This window comes from Pseudomonas sp. (genome assembly GCF_048265905.1).
Taxonomy (GTDB): Bacteria; Pseudomonadota; Gammaproteobacteria; order Pseudomonadales; family Pseudomonadaceae; genus Aquipseudomonas.
Genome location: NZ_JBLXAP010000007.1, coordinates 210,934 through 233,770 on the forward strand (window position 1 = coordinate 210,934; position 22,837 = coordinate 233,770).

At 53.4% G+C, this 22,837-nt stretch carries 17 protein-coding genes and 1 pseudogene; 9 read left to right on the forward strand and 9 right to left on the reverse strand.

Translation table 11 applies throughout. The annotated features are described in order from the left end of the window. Nucleotides 1-46: 46 nt before the first annotated feature. The 4 genes from ligA to ACN0UH_RS12195 form a co-directional block, all read right to left on the reverse strand. The gene (gene ligA, locus ACN0UH_RS12180) at nucleotides 47-2,443 is read right to left on the reverse strand and encodes an NAD-dependent DNA ligase LigA (RefSeq protein ID WP_417662277.1); all 2,397 of its coding nucleotides are present in this window, start codon (nucleotides 2,441-2,443) and stop codon (nucleotides 47-49) included. 69 nt (nucleotides 2,444-2,512) lie between these two features. Beyond that, a complete protein-coding gene (gene zipA / locus ACN0UH_RS12185) occupies nucleotides 2,513-3,337 on the reverse strand; it encodes a cell division protein ZipA (RefSeq protein ID WP_417662278.1) in 825 nt (274 codons plus the stop codon). A 310-nt stretch (nucleotides 3,338-3,647) separates the two neighbouring features. Further along, nucleotides 3,648-7,145, reverse strand: coding sequence for a chromosome segregation protein SMC (smc, locus tag ACN0UH_RS12190; RefSeq protein WP_417662279.1), 3,498 nt, complete (start codon nucleotides 7,143-7,145; stop codon nucleotides 3,648-3,650). A 12-nt stretch (nucleotides 7,146-7,157) separates the two neighbouring features. Beyond that, nucleotides 7,158-7,817, reverse strand: a complete 660-nt coding sequence (locus ACN0UH_RS12195; RefSeq protein ID WP_417662280.1) for a GntR family transcriptional regulator — start codon at nucleotides 7,815-7,817, stop codon at nucleotides 7,158-7,160. Between the two features lie 575 nt (nucleotides 7,818-8,392). On the opposite strand from ACN0UH_RS12195, the gene xdhA reads away from it, so the two are divergent. The 4 genes from xdhA to guaD all read left to right on the forward strand — a co-directional run bounded on the left by xdhA (nucleotide 8,393) and on the right by guaD (nucleotide 14,690). Beyond that, nucleotides 8,393-9,844, forward strand: a complete 1,452-nt coding sequence (gene xdhA, locus ACN0UH_RS12200) for a xanthine dehydrogenase small subunit (protein WP_417662281.1) — start codon at nucleotides 8,393-8,395, stop codon at nucleotides 9,842-9,844. After that, a complete protein-coding gene (xdhB, locus tag ACN0UH_RS12205; RefSeq protein ID WP_417662282.1) occupies nucleotides 9,837-12,233 on the forward strand; it encodes a xanthine dehydrogenase molybdopterin binding subunit in 2,397 nt (798 codons plus the stop codon). Before xdhA ends, xdhB begins: the two co-directional genes overlap by 8 nt. Nucleotides 12,234-12,470: 237 nt before the next feature. Then, nucleotides 12,471-13,310: a xanthine dehydrogenase accessory protein XdhC gene (gene xdhC, locus ACN0UH_RS12210; RefSeq protein ID WP_417662283.1), complete on the forward strand. Its 840-nt coding sequence runs from the start codon at nucleotides 12,471-12,473 to the stop codon at nucleotides 13,308-13,310. A gap of 75 nt (nucleotides 13,311-13,385) precedes the next feature. After that, nucleotides 13,386-14,690 (forward strand): guanine deaminase, encoded by a 1,305-nt coding sequence (gene guaD / locus ACN0UH_RS12215; protein WP_417662284.1) that lies wholly within the window; start codon nucleotides 13,386-13,388, stop codon nucleotides 14,688-14,690. Between the two features lie 38 nt (nucleotides 14,691-14,728). Here the strand turns inward: guaD and ACN0UH_RS12220 are convergent, their stop codons facing one another. Both ACN0UH_RS12220 and ACN0UH_RS12225 read right to left on the reverse strand, forming a co-directional pair. Then, nucleotides 14,729-15,058 carry a luciferase family protein gene (locus ACN0UH_RS12220; protein WP_417662285.1) on the reverse strand — a complete coding sequence of 110 codons (330 nt, stop codon included), beginning with the start codon at nucleotides 15,056-15,058 and terminating at the stop codon, nucleotides 14,729-14,731. Nucleotides 15,059-15,121: 63 nt separating this feature from the next. Beyond that, the gene (locus tag ACN0UH_RS12225) at nucleotides 15,122-15,628 is read right to left on the reverse strand and encodes a DUF1993 domain-containing protein (protein WP_417662286.1); all 507 of its coding nucleotides are present in this window, start codon (nucleotides 15,626-15,628) and stop codon (nucleotides 15,122-15,124) included. 214 nt (nucleotides 15,629-15,842) lie between these two features. Here ACN0UH_RS12225 and ACN0UH_RS12230 point away from each other — a divergent pair, with 214 nt between their 5' ends. Both ACN0UH_RS12230 and ACN0UH_RS12235 read left to right on the forward strand, forming a co-directional pair. Further along, nucleotides 15,843-17,030, forward strand: coding sequence for an MFS transporter (locus ACN0UH_RS12230; RefSeq protein ID WP_417662287.1), 1,188 nt, complete (start codon nucleotides 15,843-15,845; stop codon nucleotides 17,028-17,030). Between the two features lie 171 nt (nucleotides 17,031-17,201). Beyond that, nucleotides 17,202-17,579 (forward strand): MmcQ/YjbR family DNA-binding protein, encoded by a 378-nt coding sequence (locus ACN0UH_RS12235; RefSeq protein WP_417662288.1) that lies wholly within the window; start codon nucleotides 17,202-17,204, stop codon nucleotides 17,577-17,579. On the opposite strand, the gene ACN0UH_RS12240 is transcribed toward ACN0UH_RS12235, so the two are convergent. The 3 genes from ACN0UH_RS12240 to ACN0UH_RS12250 form a co-directional block, all read right to left on the reverse strand. Continuing rightward, entirely contained in the window at nucleotides 17,545-18,282 is a 738-nt protein-coding gene (locus ACN0UH_RS12240; RefSeq protein ID WP_417662289.1) for a DUF1294 domain-containing protein, read from the reverse strand. The genes ACN0UH_RS12235 and ACN0UH_RS12240 overlap by 35 nt on opposite strands. Before the next feature lie 83 nt (nucleotides 18,283-18,365). Beyond that, the gene (locus ACN0UH_RS12245) at nucleotides 18,366-19,199 is read right to left on the reverse strand and encodes a helix-turn-helix domain-containing protein (protein WP_417662290.1); all 834 of its coding nucleotides are present in this window, start codon (nucleotides 19,197-19,199) and stop codon (nucleotides 18,366-18,368) included. A gap of 64 nt (nucleotides 19,200-19,263) precedes the next feature. After that, on the reverse strand, nucleotides 19,264-20,094 hold the full coding sequence (locus tag ACN0UH_RS12250; protein WP_417662291.1) for an undecaprenyl-diphosphate phosphatase: 831 nt from the start codon (nucleotides 20,092-20,094) through the stop codon (nucleotides 19,264-19,266). Between the two features lie 355 nt (nucleotides 20,095-20,449). Between ACN0UH_RS12250 and ACN0UH_RS12255 the strand changes: the two are divergent. The 3 genes and pseudogenes from ACN0UH_RS12255 to queD form a co-directional block, all read left to right on the forward strand. Continuing rightward, a pseudogene (locus ACN0UH_RS12255) lies at nucleotides 20,450-21,163 on the forward strand (cache domain-containing protein); the annotation flags it as partial. Between the two features lie 120 nt (nucleotides 21,164-21,283). Beyond that, the gene (locus ACN0UH_RS12260) at nucleotides 21,284-22,018 is read left to right on the forward strand and encodes a methyl-accepting chemotaxis protein (protein WP_417662300.1); all 735 of its coding nucleotides are present in this window, start codon (nucleotides 21,284-21,286) and stop codon (nucleotides 22,016-22,018) included. A gap of 249 nt (nucleotides 22,019-22,267) precedes the next feature. After that, entirely contained in the window at nucleotides 22,268-22,624 is a 357-nt protein-coding gene (gene queD / locus ACN0UH_RS12265; protein ID WP_087516607.1) for a 6-carboxytetrahydropterin synthase QueD, read from the forward strand. Nucleotides 22,625-22,837: the final 213 nt, after the last annotated feature.

A 22,837-nucleotide genomic window follows, 5' to 3' on the forward strand; every position in this document is an offset into this window, starting at 1 on the left:
GCACCGCTCAAGTCGATTCATCTGAATACTTGAGCGGTTACTCTGCCTAGACCGTCACACCGTAACCGGCCAGCACGGCCAGAAACTGATTTTCATCCAGCACTCTCAAGCCCAAGTCATTAGCCTTCGCCAACTTTGAGCCCGCACCGGGACCGGCAACCACGCAGCTGGTTTTAGCCGAGACCGAACCAGCGACCTTCGCCCCCAAAGCCTCAAGCTTTTCTTTGGCGACATCCCTACTCATGATTTCGAGACTGCCGGTCAGCACCCAAGTCTGCCCCGCCAACGGTAAGCCTTCGAGCTGCTTTTTTTCGCTCTGCCAGTGCATACCGAACTCAAGCAACTGTTTCTCTATAGCTAGCGCATGCTGCGCGTTAACTGGGTTATCAAAGAACTCGCGTAATGATTTAGCCGCCTTTTCGCTGAGTCGCTCAACTTGGCGTACATCCAGCCAATCGGCATCAATAATGCCCTGTACTGAACCAAACTTACTGGCCAGTCGTTCGGCACCTGTCGCCGCAATAAAAGCGATGTTCAACTTGGCGATAAAACCGGCGAGCGTGGTGCTGGCTGCAAACTCCGGATGCAAATCACCTTCTTCTTGTAACTCGATACCTCGGGCAATTAGCTGGCTGATTACCGACTGATTATGTTCATCTGCAAAAAAACTATGAATCTCATGCGCCACTTCCAGGCCGACATCAGGCAAATAGGTCAACACCTCGGGCAAAGCCTGACGAATACGCGTCAGCGAGCCCAAGGCGCGAGCTAGCAGTTTGGCTGTCTCTTCGCCTACATCAGGTATGCCAAGGGCATAGATAAACCGTGCCAGCGTCGGCTTACGGCTTTGCTTGATGGCCTCAAGCAGGTTGTTACTCGACAACTCAGCAAAGCCTTCCAGCCCAACGATCTGCTCGAAGGTCAGGGTGTATAAATCCGCTGGCGAATTAACCAGACCCTCATCAACCAGCTGCTCAACGCTCTTCTCGCCCAAGCCTTCGATATCCATGGCCCGGCGCGAAACAAAGTGGATGATTGCCTGCTTGAGCTGAGCGCCACAGGCCAGACGGCCCACGCAGCGGTAGATTGAGCCTTCAGTAAATGACTCCTTACCCTTGCTACGCTTAACCAGTTGCGTACGCTCAACAGCAGAGCCGCACACCGGACACTGTTCTGGAACCTTGACGCTGCGCTGCTGAACTTCTTGCGGACTCCAGTCTGGTCGCCGCTCGGTAACCACCTGCACCACTTGCGGAATGACATCGCCCGCTCGACGAATGATCACCGTGTCGCCAATCATCAGACCAAGGCGGGCAACCTCATCCATATTGTGCAACGTAGCGTTCGACACCGTAACGCCAGCGACCTTGACCGGCTTTAACCGCGCAACAGGGGTTACCGCCCCCGTACGACCGACCTGAAATTCAACCGCAAGCAGTTCAGTCAGCTCTTCTAGCGCCGGGAATTTATGAGCGATGGCCCAACGTGGCTCACGCGCCCTGAAGCCAAGCTCGCGCTGCTGGGCCAGGCTGTTGACCTTGAACACCACCCCGTCAATCTCGTAGGCCAGTGCCGCTCTACGCTGACCGATGTCGCGGTAGTAATCGAGACACGCTTGTGCCCCTTTCGCCAACTTCAACTCACGGCTAATTGGCATGCCCCAATCTTTGAGCGCGTGCAGAATACCGATATGGGTTTCAGGCAAATCACCCTGCACCCGGCCGATGCCGTAGCAACAGAATTCCAGCGGGCGACTGGCGGTAATTTTCGAGTCCAGTTGGCGCAGGCTGCCAGCGGCGGCATTACGCGGGTTGGCAAATACCTTGCCGCCCTGCTCCATTTGCCTGGCGTTAAGCGCTTCAAATCCGGCTTTGGACATAAACACTTCGCCACGGACCTCAAGCACCTGCGGCCAGCCTTCACCTTGCAGCTTCAGCGGCACGTTGCGGATGGTACGCACGTTGACGCTGATATCCTCGCCAGTGCTGCCGTCACCGCGTGTAGCGCCACGCACCAGCATACCGTTTTCATACAGAAGGCTGACTGCAAGGCCGTCCAGCTTAGGCTCACAGCTGTATTCAACCTCTTGGGCCGAACCAAACAGATCACCGTTCACCCCATCGTCAGCAGGCAGGTCCAACCCCTCACGGACGCGACGATCAAAACTCTCCAAGTCTGCCTCTTCGAAGGCATTACCCAGACTGAGCATGGGCACTTCATGCTTGACCTCGCCGAACGCCGACAGCGCCAAGCTACCGACCCGCTGAGTTGGCGAGTCAGGAGTGACCAGGTTGGGATGCTGAGCCTCTAGCGCTTTGAGCTCGTGAAACAGGCGGTCGTATTCAGCGTCAGGAATGCTTGGCTCATCGAGCACGTGATAACGATAATTGTGCTGATCCAGCTCGGCGCGGAGCTGCAAGATACGTTGGGCGGCGTCAGTCATGTTGGTCTCTCAGAAACACAGAAAGCAGCCAAAGCTGCTTTCTGGAAATCACGCGAATGTAAGTTGCGCTTAACGCTTGTTGGTCAGCTGACGACGCTCAAACTCGACGATACGCTGACGATAATGCTCGATGGTTTGCGCGGTCATCACACTGCGCTGATCATCTTTGAGTTCACCGTTAAGCTCATGGGCAAGTTTACGTGCAGCAGCCACCATTACATCAAAAGCTTGCTTAGGATGACGCGGCCCCGGCAGACCCAGGAAGAAGCTCACAGCGCGAGTACTGAAGCCTTCGATGTCATCCAGATCAAAAGTGCCGGGCTTGAGTGCATTGGCCATTGAGAACAACACTTCGCCATTGCCGGCCATGCTTTCGTGACGGTGGAAGATATCCATCTCACCGAAACGCAAACCGCTTTCCAGAATATTTTGCAGCAATGCCGGGCCTTTAAAACCATTGGCATCACGGGCAATCACGTTGATGACCAACACTTCATCAACAGGCGCTTGATCTTTACTGGCGGCCTTTGTCGACTCACCAGAGTTGAGGTCCTCGTCAACGGGATTGAGCAGTGTAGGTACAGGCTCGTCTACATCCAGGTTCAAGTCACCTTGCTGCGGCTCATTGCTGCGACGACGGCTCGACTCACGCGCACTCATAGACGGCAAGTCATGCTCATCCAACGAAGGTTCTTGATGCTGTTTATCAACTACACGCGGGGGGCTCAGCAACTCAGGATCACTATCTTCATCCGGTAAGTTGGACAAGTTCCGATCAAGCTTGAACTTCAGCTTACCTTTACCGCCACGCATCCGGCGCCAGCCATCAAACAAGATGCCAGTAATTACAATAATGCCGATAACGATCAGCCACTCGCGTAGACCGAATTCCATGAAATACCTTAACCCCTAATGACAATTAATATACACAACGGAAGCATTCAATCTCTGCTCCGATAACTCAAAAAACGTGGCACCAACTCTATGTTCTTATTGGCATATTCCACGTGTAACAAAAGTGGGCATTAAGCTAGCACGACGAAAGGTAACTTTACACTGCCGGTGAGTTTGAAAACACACTACAACAGTAGGCTAAAACGATGAAAAGGTGAAAAAAACACCTTATATCAAGTTACCTGTAACATTTTGCTCAAAACTTGATCAATCCACCCTCAAGCATCAACGTCCAAGCTGAGCAACATGGCTAGGCATCCACCATCGCCAACGCCTCTTCGACATCCACCGTAACCAAACGCGAACAGCCCGGCTCATGCATCGTCACCCCCATCAATTGATCAGCCATTTCCATGGCGATCTTGTTGTGAGTGATGTAAATGAACTGCACTTTCTCGGACATCTCTTTGACCAAGCGCGCATAACGTCCAACGTTGGCATCATCCAACGGTGCATCCACCTCATCAAGCATGCAAAACGGTGCAGGATTAAGCTGAAAGATTGCAAAAACCAGCGCCAGTGCAGTCAATGCCTTCTCACCACCGGAGAGCAAATGAATCGTACTGTTCTTCTTGCCGGGCGGCCTCGCCATGATTGTTACACCAGTATCGAGTAGATCTTCGCCCGTGAGTTCCAAATAAGCTGTGCCGCCACCAAAAACCTTTGGAAATAGTGCCTGTAAACCGCCATTTATCTGATCGAATGTCTCCTTGAAGCGATTGCGCGTTTCGCGGTCAATCTTGCGAATGACGTTTTCCAAGGTTTCCAGCGCTTCGACCAAATCTGCATCCTGTGCATCCAAATAGCGCTTGCGCTCGGATTGCTGCTGATACTCATCAATCGCGGCGAGGTTAATCGGTCCGAGTCGCTGAATCCGTGCAGCCATGCGCTCCAGTTCTTCTTCCCATGATTTCTCACTGGACTCGCTCGGCAGCGTCGCCAAGACACCATGCAGATCATAATTATCTTCAGCTAGTTGATCCTGCAGGGCTTTGCGTCGCACTGTCAGCGATTGCCACTCCATACGCTGCTGCTCAAGCTGACCTCGCAAAAGCTGAGATTGTTGCTCGGCCTGGGTCCGACGCTTTTCAGCATCGCGCAACTGCCGATCAGCATCCTCAAGCGTCAAGCGCGCCAGCTTCAACTCATCTTCGACTCCCATTCGACGGTCGAGCAACTCTTCAAGTTTGATCCGTAACTCTTCGAGTGGCGCTGCGCCTTCCTCGAGGTTTAGGTTGAGTTGTTCACGCCGCTCATGCAGGCGCTGAGACTGCAACTGCAAGCGCTCCAGCGCTTGTCGCGTCGAGTCATATTGCGCACGCAGTGAGCCCAAGCGCACCGCTAATTGGTGAGCGTGGTCTTTGTGCTGACGCGCATCTTGGCGAACTCGATCAAGCTGCTCACGCAACTGATCGCGACTGGCGAGCAACGCTTCACGCTGCTCGTTGTCCTGCGCCATCGTATCCAGCGCCTCTTGTAATTGCAGGCGAGATTCACCGAGTTGTTCCTGCTCAAGTTGGCGCTGGCCAGACAGCTCGGTTAACTCGCTGTCGAGCCGCTGACGCCGCAACAACAGTTGCTCGGCCTTGGCCTGAGTCGCCGACAACTGCGCCTTGAGCTCACCCAAGTGCCGTGACTGATCTTGCAACTGGCGCCGCTGCTGCTCACGCAGTTCTTCATGAGCAGTCTGTTTTTCAGCAAGATTGAACAATTGCTCTTCGAGCAGGCCCAGTGCAGCTTCACGCTCAGCACATTCAAGGCTAAGCCGTTCAAGCTCCTGCCCCCGCGCCAGCACGCCACTTTCAGCTTCGCTGGCACGCCGCACACGCAAGAAGTGTTTACCGACCCAATAACCATCACGACTGATCAGGCTCTCGCCACTGCCCAGACTACTGCGCAAAGCCAGTGCTTGATCAAGGTCCGCAACCGGGCGAACACTGCCCAACCAAGGGCCTAAGTCGAACGCCGACTCAACCTTGTCGAGCAGACTACCAGCAACCCTCTGACCATTTACTGCAGGGCTGAGCAGGCGCAGATCACCTTGCTCAAAACCTGAAAAATCCAGCTCTTCCAGGTTAACGCCATCATCCAGCAGCACGGCTTGCAGGTCTGCGCCAAGCACCGTTTCGACAGCCAGTTCCCAGCCACTCTCAACCCGTAACCCTTCAGCCAGGCGTGGACGGCTGAGCAACTGCTGCGCCCCCAACCATTGAGCGGCGCCCTGCCCCGGCTCTAATGCTGCCTGCTGTAAAGCCTCCAGCGACGCCAGTCGACCTTGCAATCGTTGCAGCTCGCCCTGAGCCTGTTGTTGCGCTTGGCCAGCTTGCGCCAGCTCGCCACGCAGCACCTGCAAGCGCTCACCTTGTTCAGCCTCCGCGACCTGCAACTCCTCGATGCTTAGTTCGCTTACTGCAACTTGTTCACCCAGCTCAAGTATTGCCGCGTCTTCAGGGTCGGCAGCAAGCTGTTCTAGCTCATCGCTGAGGCGACGCTGACGCTCGGCTAAACGCTCAAGGCTCTGCTCCAGCTGCTGAATGCGTGACTGTTGCACCTCCGCTTCGCGGCGAGGTTCAGCCGAGCGCTGATTGAACACTTCCCACTGTTCTTGCCAGCCGTGCATGGCGGTTTCAGCCAGTTCAAGCGCTGCTGCTGACTCCTCAGCCGCAGCAGCGGTCAGTTCCTGCTCAGGCTCAAGTTGCGCCAACTCCTCGCCGAGTGTCGCAGCCAAGGTGCTGTCATGGCCCAGATGCGACTCGGTTTCCTGACGTGAGCGCTCCGCTTCGTTGAGATCATCCTGCAACTGGCGCACGCGCTGCTGGCCATGCTGGATACTTTGCTCAACGCGGGCAATATCACCGCCCACCGAGTAAAACCGGCCTTGCACCAGATTGAACTGTTCAGACAGTTCATGGTGGCCATCACGAAAACGCTCGATACTGGCATCCGCATTGCGCTGCTCGGCAACCAATGCCTCAAAGCCAACTTCCTGATCACGGATAATCGACTCGCGCTGCCCCACCTGCTCATTCAGGGCCTGCCAGCGCAGAGCCGTGAGCTGTGCTTTGAGTTGGCGCTCTTGCGCCTTGTATTCCTGATATTTCTCAGCAGCCTGGGCCTGACGGTGAAGACGCTCCAACTGGCGCTCCAGCTCTTCGCGCAAATCAGTCAGGCGCGCAAGGTTTTCATGGGTGCGACGAATCCGGTTCTCCGTCTCACGACGGCGCTCTTTGTATTTTGAAATACCTGCCGCTTCTTCGATAAAGTTGCGCAAGTCCTCGGGCTTGGCCTCGATCAGCTTGGAGATCATGCCCTGCTCGATAATCGAATAGCTGCGCGGCCCCAGACCCGTGCCCAGAAAGATATCGGTAATGTCGCGCCGCCGGCACTTTGTACCGTTGAGAAAGTAGGTATTTTGGCTGTCGCGAGTTACCCGGCGGCGAATTGAAATTTCGGCATAACCGGCGTACTCACCGACGAGAGTGGAGTCGGAGTTATCGAAAATCAGCTCGATCGAGGCCTGAGTCACGGGCTTGCGTGTGTTCGAGCCGTTGAAGATGACATCGGTCATCGACTCGCCACGCAGGTTCTTCGCCGAACTTTCGCCCATAACCCAACGAACGGCGTCGATAATATTCGACTTGCCACAGCCGTTCGGCCCGACAACCGCCGCCATATTGCTCGGAAAAGTCACCGTGGTCGGGTCGACGAATGATTTGAAACCTGCGAGTTTGATCGACTTCAGCCGCATGCAAAGCGTTCCTTAGCGTTCAGCTAATGCTGCCAGCACCAGTTTAGAATTATGTGCGCAGTAACTTTTTAGCACTTCGCGTGCCTGATGTTCATCGCGTTCAATGATCGCTTGCAACAGCCTAGTAAAGGTATCGATAAACTGCCCCATTTCACTGCGCCGTAACTCAAAGGCCAAATGATAGGTGCGGCTGATCGCTGGCAGTAGGTTTTCCACGATGTCTTGCAGGTAAGAATTGTTTGAAAACCGATAGGCCGCGCGCATGATGTCGAAGCTGTTATCCACGAAGGCGTTAATGTCATCTTGTTGGTAATTAACCGATAGGCGCTTTTGGATGGCAAGGAACGGCGCCAGATCTGCTTGCTCGCGCCAACCGCGTGCAACGGTGCAAGCCAACAAACCGTAGAGTTCAACCACCAGCGCATACAGGCTTTTAACATTGTGCGCAGTGAGTTCAGAAACCTGAGCCCCGCGTCGTGGCTGGATGATAATCAGGTGGCGGCGCTCCAGTATCAGTAGCGCTTCACGCACTGCCCCTCGGCTGACATTGAGCAGTTGGGTCACTTTCTGCTCTTGAATTCGTTCACCCGCCTGCAATTCGCCGCGAATAATACGTTCTGACAAATGCTGCGCAATCTGCTCAGCGAGGCTATCCGGGGCCTTGAAGGTCATGGTTTTCCTTAAAACCTAAAGGGTGCTTGCAAATATTCGACTGGCGCCTGTTACGCATGACCGTTACAGCGCAACCACCAAGAGGTTGCACCAAGCACTTACAGGCCACTGGCTTGTAGTGCTGAAACTCATTCGCAGGCGCCAAAGTGTAACACAGGGCTTTACCGCTCCAGACGCTGCCTCACAGCTTGCGCAGAGGCAAGTTGAACAGCATCGCTTTGTACGCACCAATCCAATGCACAAACTTACCCGCGATGGCGATTCGTGCAGCAATTACAGGGTTGAGGCGAGTGTACACAACTGCAATCCAGCAACCCACGCCCCCCGCGAGGCAATGCCCGGTTTGGCACAAATCCAGCAGTATTACTCGAAGATTTATAGACAACTGACTCACTCATAACCTTGCGGCATGAAATGGGCTGACTAAAGAGTCAAATATTAGTTGACCCAAAAGTCAGAAATCACTAGATTTAGTTAAAAGCGAGTCGCCTGGAGCATTGCTGACTTCTCCTCAGCCAGCCTTAAACCAGAAATCAGCCGCTCAAAGACAACAATAAAATGCCTGGAGGTCTTCCTTGATCCAGTTTTTACTTAACCGGGAGCTGCGCACTGAGCAGCAACTCGACCCCAACGTCACTGTGCTCAATTACTTGCGTGAGCACCTTGGCAAACCCGGTACCAAAGAAGGTTGTGCTTCTGGAGACTGCGGCGCCTGCACCGTAGTGGTTGGCGAACTTGAGATTAAAGAGGGTCGCGAGCGCATTCGCTATCGCACACTTAACTCGTGCCTGACCTTTGTTTCTTCGCTGCACGGCAAGCAACTCATCAGCGTTGAAGACCTGAAACATCAGGGCCAATTGCACAGCGTGCAGCAGGCTATGGTTGATTGCCACGGCTCGCAATGCGGCTTTTGCACCCCTGGTTTCGTCATGTCGTTATTTGCCCTGCAAAAGAACAGCAACGGCTACAACAAGGCTGAAACCCTCGAAGCACTTGCTGGCAATCTGTGTCGCTGCACCGGCTACCGGCCGATTATCGACGCTGCGGAACAAGCCTGCTGCCAGAAACAACCCGACCAGTTCGACACTGCCGAAGCGCAAACCATTGACTTGCTCAAAGGCATCGCTCCGCTTGAAACCGCCGAACTCAACAGTGGTGACAAACGCTGCCTGTTGCCGCTGACCGTGGCCGATCTGGCCGATATCTACGCCGCCAACCCTGAAGCGCGCTTGCTTGCAGGCGGCACTGACTTAGCGCTTGAGGTCACCCAGTTCCACCGAGAACTGCCAGTGATGATCTACGTCGGCCACATCGAGTCGATGAAGCGCATTGAGATCAACGCTGAGACAATTGAGATTGGCGCTGCGACAGCGCTGAGCGATTGTTACTCGGCACTGGCCAAAGATTACCCGGACTTCGGTGAGTTACTGCACCGTTTTGCCTCGTTGCAAATCCGTAATCAGGGCACGCTTGGCGGCAACATCGGTAATGCATCGCCGATTGGCGACGCCCCGCCGCTGCTCATTGCCCTTGGCGCGCAGATTGTGCTGCGCAAAGGCAATGAGTCGCGCACGCTCCCGCTCGAAGACTACTTTATTGATTACAAGGTTACGGCTCGTCAGGAAGCCGAGTTTATCGAGAAGATCATCGTGCCTCGTGCACAAGCAAATCGTGCATTCCGTGCCTATAAAGTGTCTAAGCGTTTGGACGATGATATTTCTGCGGTCTGCGCAGCCTTCAATATCGAAGTGGCAGACGGTGTGGTGCAAAACGCGCGCATCGCCTTCGGCGGCATGGCCGCGATTCCCAAGCGCGCCGCGGCCTGTGAAGCTGCCTTGAACGGCGCAGCCTGGTATCCAGGAGTTATCGAACAAGCATGTGCGGCTCTGGCTGAAGACTTCACACCACTGAGCGATTTCCGCGCCAGTAAAGAATACCGCCTGCTTATCGCACAAAACCTGCTGCGTAAGTTCTTCCTTGAAATGCAAGCTCCAGAAGTTGAGACGCGGGTGACTGCATATGTCTAATCACATCATTCAAAAAACTCAGGCCGAACTGGCTGAGCTGTTCCGCGCCGACCTCACCACCGGTGTTGGCCGCAGTGTCAAACACGAAAGCGCAGCCAAGCACGTTTCAGGCGAAGCCACCTACGTCGACGACCGGTTGGAGTTTCCCAACCAGTTGCATATCTACGCACGCATGAGCGACCGTGCGCACGCGCGCATTATTAAAATCGATACGGCGCCGTGCTATGAGATTCCAGGCGTTGCCATTGCCATCACCAGCAAAGACGTGCCCGGCCAACTGGATATCGGTGCAGTGGCTCCAGGTGACCCGTTACTTGCCGACGGTAAAGTTGAATTCGTTGGACAAGTAGTGCTCGCAGTTGCCGCCGATAGCCTGGAAACCGCACGCAAGGCAGCAATGGCGGCGATTATTGAGTACGAAGACCTTGAACCCGTGCTTGATGTGGTCGATGCGCTGCGTAAGAAGCATTTTGTGCTCGACAGCCACCAGCACAAGATTGGCGACTCTGCTGGCGCCTTGGCAACCGCGCCGCACCGTTTGCAAGGTAGCCTGCACATCGGTGGGCAAGAGCACTTTTATCTGGAAACCCAGATCTCCTCGGTGATGCCTACCGAAGACGGCGGGATGATTGTCTATACCTCAACGCAGAACGCCACCGAAGTGCAAAAGCTGGTCGCTGAAGTGCTGGGCGTGGCGATGCACAAAATCGTCATCGACATGCGCCGCATGGGCGGTGGTTTTGGTGGCAAGGAAACCCAAGCTGCCGGCCCCGCGTGTTTATGCGCCGTGGTTGCGCATCTCACTGGTCGGCCAACAAAAATGCGCCTGCCGCGTGTTGAAGACATGCAGATGACCGGCAAGCGCCACCCCTTCTATGTCGAATACGACGTTGGTTACGACGACGATGGCTTGCTGCACGGTATTCAGCTTGAGCTGGCGGGTAACTGTGGCTATTCGCCCGACTTGTCAGGCTCTATCGTCGACCGGGCGATGTTCCACTCTGACAATGCTTACTTCCTTGGCAACGCGACCATTAATGGCCACCGTTGCAAGACCAACACGGCTTCAAACACAGCGTACCGTGGTTTCGGCGGCCCGCAAGGCATGGTCGCTATCGAGCAGGTGATGGATCATATTGCCCGCGCACTGGGCAAAGACCCGCTCGAAGTACGCAAGCTCAACTATTACGGCAAAAACGACCGCAATGTGACTCACTACTACCAAACGGTAGAACACAACATGCTGGCCGAAATGACCAGCGAACTCGAAGCCAGCAGTGACTACAGCAAGCGTCGCGAAGAAATTCGCGCCTTCAACGCGCAAAGCCCGGTACTGAAAAAAGGCTTGGCGCTGACACCGGTGAAATTCGGTATCAGCTTTACCGCCAGCTTCCTCAACCAAGCGGGCGCGCTGGTGCATATTTATACCGATGGCAGCATCCATCTCAATCACGGCGGCACCGAGATGGGCCAAGGCCTCAATACCAAGGTCGCGCAGGTCGTGGCTGAAGTGTTCCAGGTCGATATTTCACGCATCCAGATTACCGCGACCAATACCGACAAAGTGCCCAACACTTCGCCGACAGCAGCTTCCAGCGGCGCCGACCTAAACGGCAAAGCCGCACAGAACGCCGCTGAAACCATCAAGCAACGCTTGGTCGAATTTCTGGTGCGTGAGCATAAAGTCAGCGCAGAAGACATCGAGTTCCGCAACGGCCAAGTTCGCGTGCGTGATCAGTTCATTGCCTTTGATCAAGTGATCCAGCAGGCCTACTTTGCTCAGGTTTCATTGTCTAGCACAGGCTTCTACCGCACGCCGAAGATCTTCTACGATCGTGACAAAGCTGCAGGCCGTCCTTTCTACTATTTCGCTTACGGCGCTGCGTGCTCCGAAGTAATAGTCGACACCCTGACCGGTGAATACAAAATGCTCCGTAGCGACATTCTTCACGATGTCGGCGCGTCGCTAAACCCGGCAATCGACATTGGCCAGGTTGAGGGTGCCTTCGTTCAGGGCATGGGCTGGTTGACCATGGAAGAGTTGGTTTGGAATGGTAAAGGCAAGCTGATGACCAATGGTCCGGCCAGCTACAAGATTCCAGCCATCGCCGACATGCCGCTGGATCTGCGGGTAAAACTGGTCGAGAACCGGAAAAATCCAGAGGACACGGTATTCCACTCAAAGGCCGTAGGTGAACCGCCCTTCATGTTGGGTATTGCTGTTTGGTGCGCGATTAAAGATGCCGTCGCCAGCTTGGCTGACTATCGCCGGCAGCCAGATATCGATGCACCAGCAACCCCTGAACGCGTGCTTTGGGGTGTTGAACAGATGAAGCAAAGTTTGCAACCAGCCAAATCCGTTGCTCGAGAAGCTGTGGAACCCGTCTAAGCGTGCTTGCTGAACGGCGCGCTACCGTGCCGTTCAGCTTGATTAGATGTTTTCTCAATGGTGAACAACAATGACAATGACCAGCGAAAACTTAACCGAAACAAGCAAAGCGCCAACCCAGACGTTGCCGCCGTTGTTTCTGCTGGAGCCAACAACCGCCGCAGAGCCGCAACCACGCGTTGCTAGCTGGTGTTTGTCACGCCCTGCCAAACCTTTGCACAGCTGGAGGCTGAGAAAATGAGTTGGATCAGCACCCTCGCCGAACTACAAGAGCAAGGCCTGCCTTGCGTACTGGTCACCATCATTGATGAGCGCGGCTCTACTCCGCGCAACTCTGGCTCGAAAATGGTGGTCACCGCTGAACGCATTTACCAAACCATCGGCGGTGGGCATCTTGAATACAAAGCGATGGAAATGGCCCGCGAGATGCTCGAAAGCGGCACTCAGAGCACTCGCCTCGAACGTTTCAGTCTAGGCGCAAGCTTGGGCCAATGCTGCGGAGGCGCGACGGTATTGCTGTTTGAACCGATGGGCCAGCCGCAGGCGCAAATCGCCGTGTTTGGCGCCGGTCATGTGGGTCGTGCACTGGTCCCATTGCTGGCCAGCTTGCCGTGCAAAGTACGCTGGATCGACTCGCGTGAAGCGGAGTTTCCAGAGCAGATCCCAGCCGGTGCCGAGAAAATCGTCAACGATGAAGTCGTCGATGAAGTCGATAACATGCCCGCTGGTAGTTATTACATCGTCATGACCCACAACCATCAACTCGATCTTGAGCTGAGCGCCGCGATTCTTAAACGCGATGACTTTGCCTATTACGGCCTGATCGGCTCAAAAACCAAGCGCGTCAAGTTTGAACACCGCTTGCGTGATCGTGGCTTTAGCCCTGAAGTCGTTCAGCGTATGCGCTGTCCAATGGGTTTAGGCGAAGTCAAAGGCAAGTTACCTGTCGAAATTGCGGTTTCGATTGCTGGCGAAATCATCGCCACCTACAACGCACATTTTGGCGAGCAAAAGCACAGTAAAGCCGCCGGACCAATTGCTCAACTATTACCGGCCTCACGCCGTAATCACGCTTGAAACACACTTAATTCCAACGCTATCTGCCTGTGATTCCGGCGGGTAGCGGCTGACTAACAGACTGCCGAGAATATTATGTCCAGCCCTGCAAAAGCTTACCGCGCCGCCATATTACACTGCCTTGCCGACCCCGCTGTGGTAGGTATCGAGCAATCTTATGAGTACTTTGAGGACGGTATTCTGATCGTTGCAGACGGCCGCGTTGTCAAGGTAGGCCATGCTGCTGATTTGCTCAGCTCGCTTAACGGCATCGAGATCACCGAATATCCCGATGCATTGATCACGCCCGGCTTTATCGATACCCACATTCACTATCCGCAAACCGGCATGATCGCTTCATACGGAGAGCAGTTGCTGGATTGGCTCAACACTTACACCTTCCCGACTGAACAGCAGTTTGCCGACAAAGCCCATGCGGCCGATGTCGCCGGTATTTTTCTCAAGGAGTTGCTGCGCAACGGCACCACAACCGCACTGGTCTTCGGCAGCGTGCACAAGCAGTCGGTTGACGCATTCTTCGAGGCCAGCGAGGCGCTCAATCTGCGCATGATCGCAGGCAAGGTACTGATGGATCGCAATGCCCCCGATTACCTGACCGACACAGCTGAGTCCGGTTATGCCGACAGCAAGGAACTGATTAAACGCTGGCACGGCAAGGGTCGCCTGCACTACGCAGTCACCCCACGCTTCGCGCCGACCAGCACCCCAGAGCAGCTGGAACTTGCAGGTAAGCTGTACCACGAGTTCCCTGATCTATACATGCACACGCACCTGTCTGAGAATCTCAAGGAAATCGAATGGGTTAAAGCGCTGTTCCCTGAACGCAGTGGTTACCTGGACGTCTACGATCACTACAAGCTGATCGGTGCGCGCTCAGTTTTCGCCCACGGTGTGCACCTGTGTGACGACGAATGCAAACGCTTGAGCGAAACCGGCTCGGCAATTGCCTTCTGCCCGACCTCAAACCTGTTCCTTGGCAGCGGCTTGTTTGACCTGAAGAAACTTGAGCAGCATGGCGTTCGTGTCGGCTTGGGCACCGACGTCGGTGGTGGCACCAGCTTCTCGCAATTGCAGTCGCTGAACGAAGCCTACAAAATCATGCAGCTACAAGGCCTCAAGCTTGATCCATTCAAGTCGTTGTATCTGGCAACGCTTGGCAGCGCCAATGCACTGTATCTGGATGACAAGATCGGTAACTTTGAAAGCGGCAAGGACGCCGACTTTATTGTCTTGGACTATAAGTCCACACCGTTGATTGATTACCGCATGCAGCAAGCCAAGACACTGGAAGAAAAGCTATTTGCCTTGACCATTCTCGGTGATGATCGCTCCGTGAAAGAAACCTTCGCTGCGGGGCAATCAGTCCATCGCCGCGATTAACAGGCGCCCGCTGCCGGCCTTGGCTCAGGCAGCGGTTACTATTTATTGCGTTGAATGATTGCCAGCTTAAGCAGCCGAACCACCTCATCCACTTGGCTAGAGCTGTTATAACGCAGCTCGATATAGGCAGATGAAGCAGAGCGTTTTGGGTGCTTGATCGAGTCTTGCGGGTGGTTCAAGCCTTGCTGTTTGATCAACTCTTTTCCCAGGGCAAGGTCAAGCTCATTGTCGTGATGAAAATGAGCAATCTCCTTGCCTCGATAGTTAAGCGTTGTAAAACCGTCAGACCGCTCGCGCCAGACTACAACCTCTATGCCCGGCAACTTCTCAATCGCCTCCAGCAATTGCGTCTTTAATGGATCCATCATGCTCTCGCCGTATCGGCTGCAAGCCAGTAAAAACAGACTATCTCACGAGCTTGCTGATTAACTTCAGACCGCGCCGAGGAAATCCATCTTGCCAATTTTCACACCATTGTGGCGCAAGATTCCGTAGGCAGTGCTGATATGAAAGTAGAAATTTGGCAGAGCAAAATGCAGCAAGAACACCTGCCCAGTGAAACTTAGCTCGCGCGAAGGCAGCTTGATGTTGATAGTTTTGTCTTCGCTGCCATCAATCTGTTCGGCGCTGAATGACTCAACAAAAGCTGCAGTTTTGGCAATGCGCTGTTTCAGTTCAGCAATCGTTGCCTCGCTGTCGACATAGCTCGGCACATCAACCCCAGCCAGACGCGCCACGCAGCCTTTGGCCGCATCTGTTGCAATTTGAATCTGACGCGCCATTTCGAACATATCTGGCGCAAGCCGCGCATCAACCAATACACACGGATCAAAACCTTCAGCTTCAGCGTGCGCCAACGCCTTATCGAGAATTGCGTCGAGATTGCTCAACATACGGACAAAAACCGGAACGCTTGCTTGGTACATGGACAACGACATGGGTATTGCTCCATAGCTAAAGGCAGGTTGGTTTACATATAACCTCGGGCACATTACACCTGCGCCCGAAGTTGTGCGATACCGATCGCTTCAACGACTAGCCCACCTGCAATACGCGCTAAACCTTGAAATATTCGTTAGCACGCTTTGTTTTCAGTTGTATGATGAGCAATCATCGAGACCTTCCGCCGCCATTGCCAACATGGGCCGCTAAATGACGACCGCGCAAACGCCAGCAGATAACTCAACCCTGCAGATTCTGACCATCGTATCTTTTACCTTTATCAGTTTTTTGTGCATAGGCCTGCCGCTTGCGGTGCTTCCCGGTTACGTTTTGTACGACCTTGGCTATAGCTCAGTACTGGCTGGCGTGGTGATCGGCACACAGTATTTTTCAACCCTGCTTACCCGCCCTATGTCCGGCTCTATCGCCGATCGTTTAGGCGCCAAACAAGGCGTACTTTATGGCCTTGTTGGCTGCTCAGTAAGCGGGGCAGTAACTCTGCTCGCCACCTATTTAATTGCATTCCCTTTGGCCAGCTTGATATTGCTGCTAGTCGGCAGGGTCATTCTCGGCGTATCCCAGGGTTTGGTCGGTACTGGCTCAATCAGCTGGGGCATTGGCAGGGTTGGCCCGGAAAACACGGCGCGCGTGATCTCATGGAACGGCATTGCCTCTTATGGCGCAGTCGCATTAGGAGCACCGTTGGGCGTGATGATGGTGTCCAGTATCGGCCTTTGGAGCATCGGCAGCCTGACCATGATATTGGCTGCCGGAGCCTTTTTGTTGGCACGAATCAAAACCCCTGCCCCAATTATTCAGGGCACGCGCTTGGCATTTAGCCGGGTTTTTATGAAAGTTGCGCCAAACGGTGTAGCTTTGGCTCTCGGCTCAATTGGCTTCGGCACTATCGCAACGTTCATCACGCTGTATTACGACAGCCGTGGCTGGAGCAACGCAGCTTATTGTCTGAGTGCCTTTGGTTGCGCATTTATTGTTGCCCGCTTGTTGTTTTCCAGCACGATCAAAAAACGCGGCGGTTATCGTGTTGCAACGGTATGTTTACTAATCGAATGCATTGGCTTGCTGCTGATCTGGCTCGCGGCAACCCCATGGATCACCTTATGTGGCGCCGCCCTCACCGGCTTTGGTTTATCGCTGGTGTATCCGGCGCTTGGAGTTGAAGTCATCTCGCGTATTCCAGCAGCGAGTCGCAGCTCAGCGCTTGGCGCTTACGCAGTATTCTTTGACTTATCGCTGGGTATCGCTGGCCCGCTAATGGGCGCCATTGCTGGCTACTTCGGCTTTGGCTCAATCTTTATGGTCGCCGCCTGCTTGGCGCTGACTGGAATGCTAATGACCATTGCATTGTTGCGTTTAGAGAAGCGCTCAAGCGCTTAGGGAACCTCTGAAAAACTACTGCGCTCGATATTACTGCGTTAAAACACTGCTCAAAATGCTCATTTACAACACGTAAACTCCGCTTTTTCGCAGTTTTTTGCCTTGTCCTATCGTCGCTCGCTACCTTTTTCAGAGGTTCCTTAGAGCCGACTCTGACACGGGAACAAACAGATGACACGCGAACAAATCGCTGCATTTTGTCTGCAATTGCCGGGCGCCCGTACTGACTACAAATGGGGCGAAAACCAGGTGTTCTCGATCGCGGAAAACAAGATGTTCGCGATCATCAACTTCCTCGGTGACAACCTGGCGTTCAAGGTTGATAACGACTTGTTTCTCGGCTTTGTTGATCGTCCCGGAATCCGCCCAGCACCATATCTAGCCCGTGCAAGCTGGATCAGCATGGCTTGCGACCCATTACCGGTTAGCGATAACGAGTTGCGCGAGCTGATCACCCGCTCGCACCAGTTGGTGGTCGGAAAACTTTCAAAGCGCAAACAGATCGGCTTGCGGATTAGCCCCATGAGCGTGGTGCATAGGCGCGGATAAAATCACCTAAATACTCGCCATCCAGCACGCACCAATCCAACCAAAACAACTGGTGGGCAATAATGATTAACCAGAAAACTGACTGGTAAGAGCCCTTCCGGGTTTTATGCCGAAAGCATTGCTGCGCGACCAACGCACCAGGCCAGCCACCTAGTAATTCGACCAAGTGCAGCGTAGTTTCTGGTGTTCGCCACGCGCCACGCATGGCTTTGGCTTTATCACTCCAGTACTGAACAAAGCTGACTAAGCTCATCACCAGATAAGCCAGCAACACCCAGGTAATTCCTGCGTTAAAGAGCAGCTGTAAACTGCCAAGTAACGGCAATACAGATAACCCTGCAAAGATCAGCGTTTTGCCCCCCAGGTTTTGAATAGGTGCAGAGAGTTTACGCCGTGGTTGCTTGCTGGAACCCTTGCGCTGCTTGACCACATTTTTTTGCCGCTGATCAGCTGGGGCAGGCGGCTTACGACGGATATTGGGTTGATCAATTGAAAGCTCACCGGCAAGCCGCAGATGCTCTGCACGTAAACGGCCCTTGTCATCTTTACCGGCGATGAACATCACTTGGTCACCTGCAACCGGTCGGCGGTCACCTCGCATTGCCGAGATATGTGCGAATACTTCTTGGCCGCCCTGCTCTGGTCGGATAAAACCAAAACCCTTGTCATCGTTCCAGCTTTTGATTGAGCCGCGTACTTCCATGATTAGACCGTAACCCCATGCCAAACCCAAAGCCTACAAGAATACTGAAGTTGTGGGCAGTCTGTACTCTGCGTCAGCCTGAGTTAAGCGCTCTCTTGCACGCGGACTCGCAGCGCACTTTGCTCTTGGCTAGGCAGTTTCAGGTATGCCTTAGGCGTAATACCGAGGTGCAAACGAAAGCATGTATAAAAGGCTGAGAGCGAGTTGAAGCCAGCGGCAAACACTAGGTCGTCAATTTTGGCTGACTGCGGTAAATGATCGATTGATACTAATAGGTGCTTAAGCCGCTGGTGATTTACATAACGGTAAAAGCTTTGGCCTAGTACTTGATTCAACAGGTAAGAGATCTGATTACGGCTATACCCGGTTTGGACAGCAACCTGTTGCAGGTTTAAACCGGGATCCAGATAAGGTTGCGCACTGGCGAAGTACTCTTGCAGATCAAGTGCAAGAATCCCTAATTGTCGCGCCGACAAACCAAGTCGACTAGTCGCTGGACGACGGCTATCGGGCTTACTGTTATCGGCATGTTGCTCATGTATCAGCGACGCGTATTCATTGATCCTCCAGATCAACCCGTCGCGAATAGTAATTGCCTCGCTAGAGCGAAACGACACAAGCCCAGGGCCACCGCATAACGTAATCCGATATTGAATAAATGCAGTATCGTCATCAAAACGGATTCGGTCAGTATGCTCGAGCACTTCTTGCGGCTCGAGAGGCATTGAACTGCGTACATATTCACGCAACTGGCCGAAGTGAAATACCCGGTTCTGAAAGAAGTCGTTGTACTCGATTTGCGGGTGATACAGAGCCATCACCGCATCAAGATCGCTAGCTTTCCATGCAAGATGATAGCGCTGCACCACCTCTTGGGTGGTGCCGTTTGCTGAATGGGATAAGCGTTCAGAACTCATCGAAACGACTCACTAATCAAGCTACTGCATGCTTTGAGCAGTGTTTGCCTCAAGGCTACAACAGCTAGCCTTGAGCGGTGCTCCAATCAATCAAATGCAACTGCCAAGTTGCCAAAATCAGCAACCCGAAGCCAATCCGATACCACGCAAAGACCGCATAGCTGTGATTACCGATAAACTTCAGCAATGCACGTACCGCAATCATCGCGAAAATAAACGAAGTCACAAAGCCAATTGCAAATACTGGCAGATCAGCCGGTTGGAACAAGTCCCGGTACTTGTAGCCCGAGTAAACTGCGGCACCGACCATGGTCGGCATTGCCAGAAAGAACGAAAACTCAGTCGCCGCCTTGCGTGAGAGCCCAAACAACAGGCCACCAATGATTGTCGCGCCTGAACGTGACGTGCCGGGAATCATCGCCAGACACTGCGCGAAGCCAATCTTGAGTGCGTCTTTCCAGGTCATATCATCGACCGTTTCAGCATGAATAGTATGCTTGCGACGCTCTGCCCAGAGCATGACCACACCACCGACAACCAATGCTGAAGCGACCGTGATCGGGTTAAACAGGTATTCATGAATCAAGTCGGCAAAGCACACGCCAAGAATAACCGCTGGGAAAAAAGCGATTAATAAGTTGCGAGTAAAGAGTTGTGCCTGAGGTTCTTTGGGCAGGCCAACAACTACATCGAGAATTTTCTGCCGGTATTCCCAGACAACGGCAAGGATAGCGCCAAGCTGGATAATGATATTGAAAGCCATTGCCCGCTCACCACCGAAACCAATCAGGTCTGCAACAATGATTTGGTGTCCGGTACTGGACACGGGTAAGAACTCGGTAATGCCTTCAACAACGCCCAATATCAATGCCTGTATGGCCAACCACACGTCCATCCGATCTCCCAATGTGCGCGGGTTTACTGACCGCACAAAAATTAAATTATGAAGCATTACTGGCGCTATTGAATTGGACTTGCGCAACACGAGCCCATCTCCACAGACAAATTATCCGTGAGCCCTCAGGTTTCTGCGTTTCGGGCCGAAATGCTAACAGAGAATTAGCAATTTATAGCCGGTTACTTGATGTTTACTCAGCGTGTTTCGGCGTAAATCTGCATAGATGGCATAGGGAAATGCCCAAAAAGTCAGCCCAGCTCCAATAATAACAATCAGGTGTTTCCCTATGAACAGCTTACGTAGCCTACCAATCAGCCGTCGCCTATGGCTGATACTTGTTGTCGCAATCGTCATGCTCCTGACCTTGGGTGGCGTATTGCTCAAGCAAATTCATAGTGATCTGTATGCAGGCAAAGCTGAAAAAACCCAGCACCTGGTGCAAAGTGCGACAGGTGTCCTCAAGTACTTCTACACGCTCGAAACCGCAGGCACGCTTAAGCATGAAGATGCGCAAGAGCAGGCTTTGGAAATAATCCGTGGCCTGCGTTACGACTCAAGCGAATACTTTTGGATCAATGATCTGACTCCAACCATGATCATGCATCCCACCAACCCAAAGCTCGAAGGTCAGAACCTCTCGACCTTCAAAGACCCAGACGGCAAAGCATTGTTCAATGAAATGGTCAGTATTGCTAAGGCCAAAGGTGCAGGTCAGGTCGATTACCGCTGGCCCAAGCCCGGTGCAAGTGAGCCCGTGCCAAAGATTTCCTACGTCCAGTTGTTCGAGCCTTGGGGTTTGATTATTGGTTCAGGTGTGTATGTTGATGATCTGCAGAGTGAGTTTGCAGCGCAGGCTACTCGTGTTCTGATAATCGGCCTGACTTTGATGCTACTGATGACTTTCGTCGTCACCCTCATTGCCCGCAGCATTTCCAAACCGTTGAATCAGGCCGTCAGCGCCATGGCCAATATCGCCAGCGGTGAAGGTGATCTGACGCGTAGTCTGGACACCCACGGCAACGATGAGCTAACCGCCCTGGCGCAGCACTTCAATGCATTTACCAACAAGCTACGCCAAGTTATCAAGCAATCCCTTGATTCAGCATCAGAGCTGACTCAGGCCGCGCAATCGCTAGACCACGTGGCAACAGACGCCCACAACCATAGCCAGCAACAATCTCAGCAAATGGAATTAGTGGCTACCGCGATTAACCAGGTCACTTACGCGGTTCAGGACGTGGCTAAAAACGCCGAACATGCATCGTCCGAAGTTCTCTCAGCCGAACAACAAGCCTCACAAGGCCAGAGCAATATCCAGTCGAGCCTGCAGCAAATCGAACAGCTGTCCGCAATGATCGACAATGCAGTTACGGTAATGAACACTCTTGCAGAAGAAAGCACACAGATTGGCAGCGTACTTGAAGTGATTCGCTCAATCGCCGAGCAAACCAATCTACTCGCGCTCAACGCTGCGATTGAGGCTGCCCGAGCGGGCGAACAAGGTCGAGGATTTGCCGTTGTTGCTGATGAGGTACGCTTACTGGCCCAGCGCACACAGAAGTCAACCGCTGAAATTCAAACCATGACCGAGCGCTTGCAGACCAACTCACAAGCTGCAGTGAAGGTCATTAATGAAAGCAGCCAAGCCTCTCAACTGACGATTGAACAAGCTAATTTGGCGGGAGTGAGCCTGGATCAGATCGCCCACTCATTAAAAAACATAACTGGGCTGAACGCCTCGATCGCCAGTGCGACTTTAGAGCAGTCGCATGTCGTTGACGATATCAATCAGAATGTCACTCAAGCTGCTGGCCTCGCCCATGAGAATGCAACCGCAGCGCAGCAATCGAATAAAGCCAGTGAGCATGTAGGTCAACTCGCCACACAACTTAGCGCCTTACTGGGGCAGTTTCGCGTGTAAACGCCAATGGCGCGGCATCAAGCTCGCCCGATCATTGGTGTATGTTGCGGCCTATGTTGGTTGCACAACAAACCAACACACAGCGGTTAATCAAACACCATGATTAACCGCTCACGCCCCAGCTATGCGCAGATTGCCAGCGGCACACCCCGTGAGATCACCCAAACTGTTAATATGAGCGCAGTTACGCGGCACGCTACACTGCGCCGCTCAATACGTTTGTAGAGATGTCTTGCAGAGAGTAAACCAGTGGAATTGTTCAAAGAGTTCATGTTTGAAGCGGCGCACCGCCTTCCTCACGTTCCTGACGGCCATAAGTGTGGTCGCCTACACGGGCACTCCTTTAAGGTTGCGGTTTATATCGAGGGTGAGGTTGATCCGTATACCGGCTGGATTCGTGATTTTTCTGAGATTAAAGCCATATTCAAGCCGCTATACGAGCAGCTAGACCACAACTATCTAAATGATATTCCTGGTCTTGAGAACCCGACCAGTGAAGTCCTTGCGAAGTGGATTTGGCAGGAGCTAAAGCCCTTGCTACCCGAGCTATCACGCATTCGCATCCATGAAACCTGTACCAGTGGCTGCGAGTATCGCGGCGACTAGTCGCAGTAATTAAAAAGCCACCGTCAGGTGGCTTTTTAATGCGTGAGATTCGGTCCTGCGCGGGGTTTAGTGCGGATCGCGGCCACGGCTGCCACGTAGGGTGGACGCTGCTTTATCCATCCACTGTTTACCGTTACTAACCCTGGCCCAGTTGTTGAGCATTGGCGGGCAAGCTGTGCGTTGGGCACCTTACACGACTTTTCTTTTGCACAA

Bases quoted from the DNA above. Each gene is read 5' to 3' on its own strand.
- ligA (WP_417662277.1), bottom strand. From the start codon at position 2,443: ATGACTGACGCCGCCCAACGTATCTTGCAGCTCCGCGCCGAGCTGGAT.
- zipA (WP_417662278.1), bottom strand. From the start codon at position 3,337: ATGGAATTCGGTCTACGCGAGTGGCTGATCGTTATCGGCATTATTGTA.
- smc (WP_417662279.1), bottom strand. From the start codon at position 7,145: ATGCGGCTGAAGTCGATCAAACTCGCAGGTTTCAAATCATTCGTCGAC.
- ACN0UH_RS12195 (WP_417662280.1), bottom strand. From the start codon at position 7,817: ATGACCTTCAAGGCCCCGGATAGCCTCGCTGAGCAGATTGCGCAGCAT.
- xdhB (WP_417662282.1), top strand. From the start codon at position 9,837: ATGTCTAATCACATCATTCAAAAAACTCAGGCCGAACTGGCTGAGCTG.
- xdhC (WP_417662283.1), top strand. From the start codon at position 12,471: ATGAGTTGGATCAGCACCCTCGCCGAACTACAAGAGCAAGGCCTGCCT.
- guaD (WP_417662284.1), top strand. From the start codon at position 13,386: ATGTCCAGCCCTGCAAAAGCTTACCGCGCCGCCATATTACACTGCCTT.
- ACN0UH_RS12220 (WP_417662285.1), bottom strand. From the start codon at position 15,058: ATGATGGATCCATTAAAGACGCAATTGCTGGAGGCGATTGAGAAGTTG.
- ACN0UH_RS12225 (WP_417662286.1), bottom strand. From the start codon at position 15,628: ATGTCGTTGTCCATGTACCAAGCAAGCGTTCCGGTTTTTGTCCGTATG.
- ACN0UH_RS12230 (WP_417662287.1), top strand. From the start codon at position 15,843: ATGACGACCGCGCAAACGCCAGCAGATAACTCAACCCTGCAGATTCTG.
- ACN0UH_RS12235 (WP_417662288.1), top strand. From the start codon at position 17,202: ATGACACGCGAACAAATCGCTGCATTTTGTCTGCAATTGCCGGGCGCC.
- ACN0UH_RS12240 (WP_417662289.1), bottom strand. From the start codon at position 18,282: ATGGAAGTACGCGGCTCAATCAAAAGCTGGAACGATGACAAGGGTTTT.
- ACN0UH_RS12245 (WP_417662290.1), bottom strand. From the start codon at position 19,199: ATGAGTTCTGAACGCTTATCCCATTCAGCAAACGGCACCACCCAAGAG.
- ACN0UH_RS12250 (WP_417662291.1), bottom strand. From the start codon at position 20,094: ATGGACGTGTGGTTGGCCATACAGGCATTGATATTGGGCGTTGTTGAA.
- ACN0UH_RS12260 (WP_417662300.1), top strand. From the start codon at position 21,284: ATGGAATTAGTGGCTACCGCGATTAACCAGGTCACTTACGCGGTTCAG.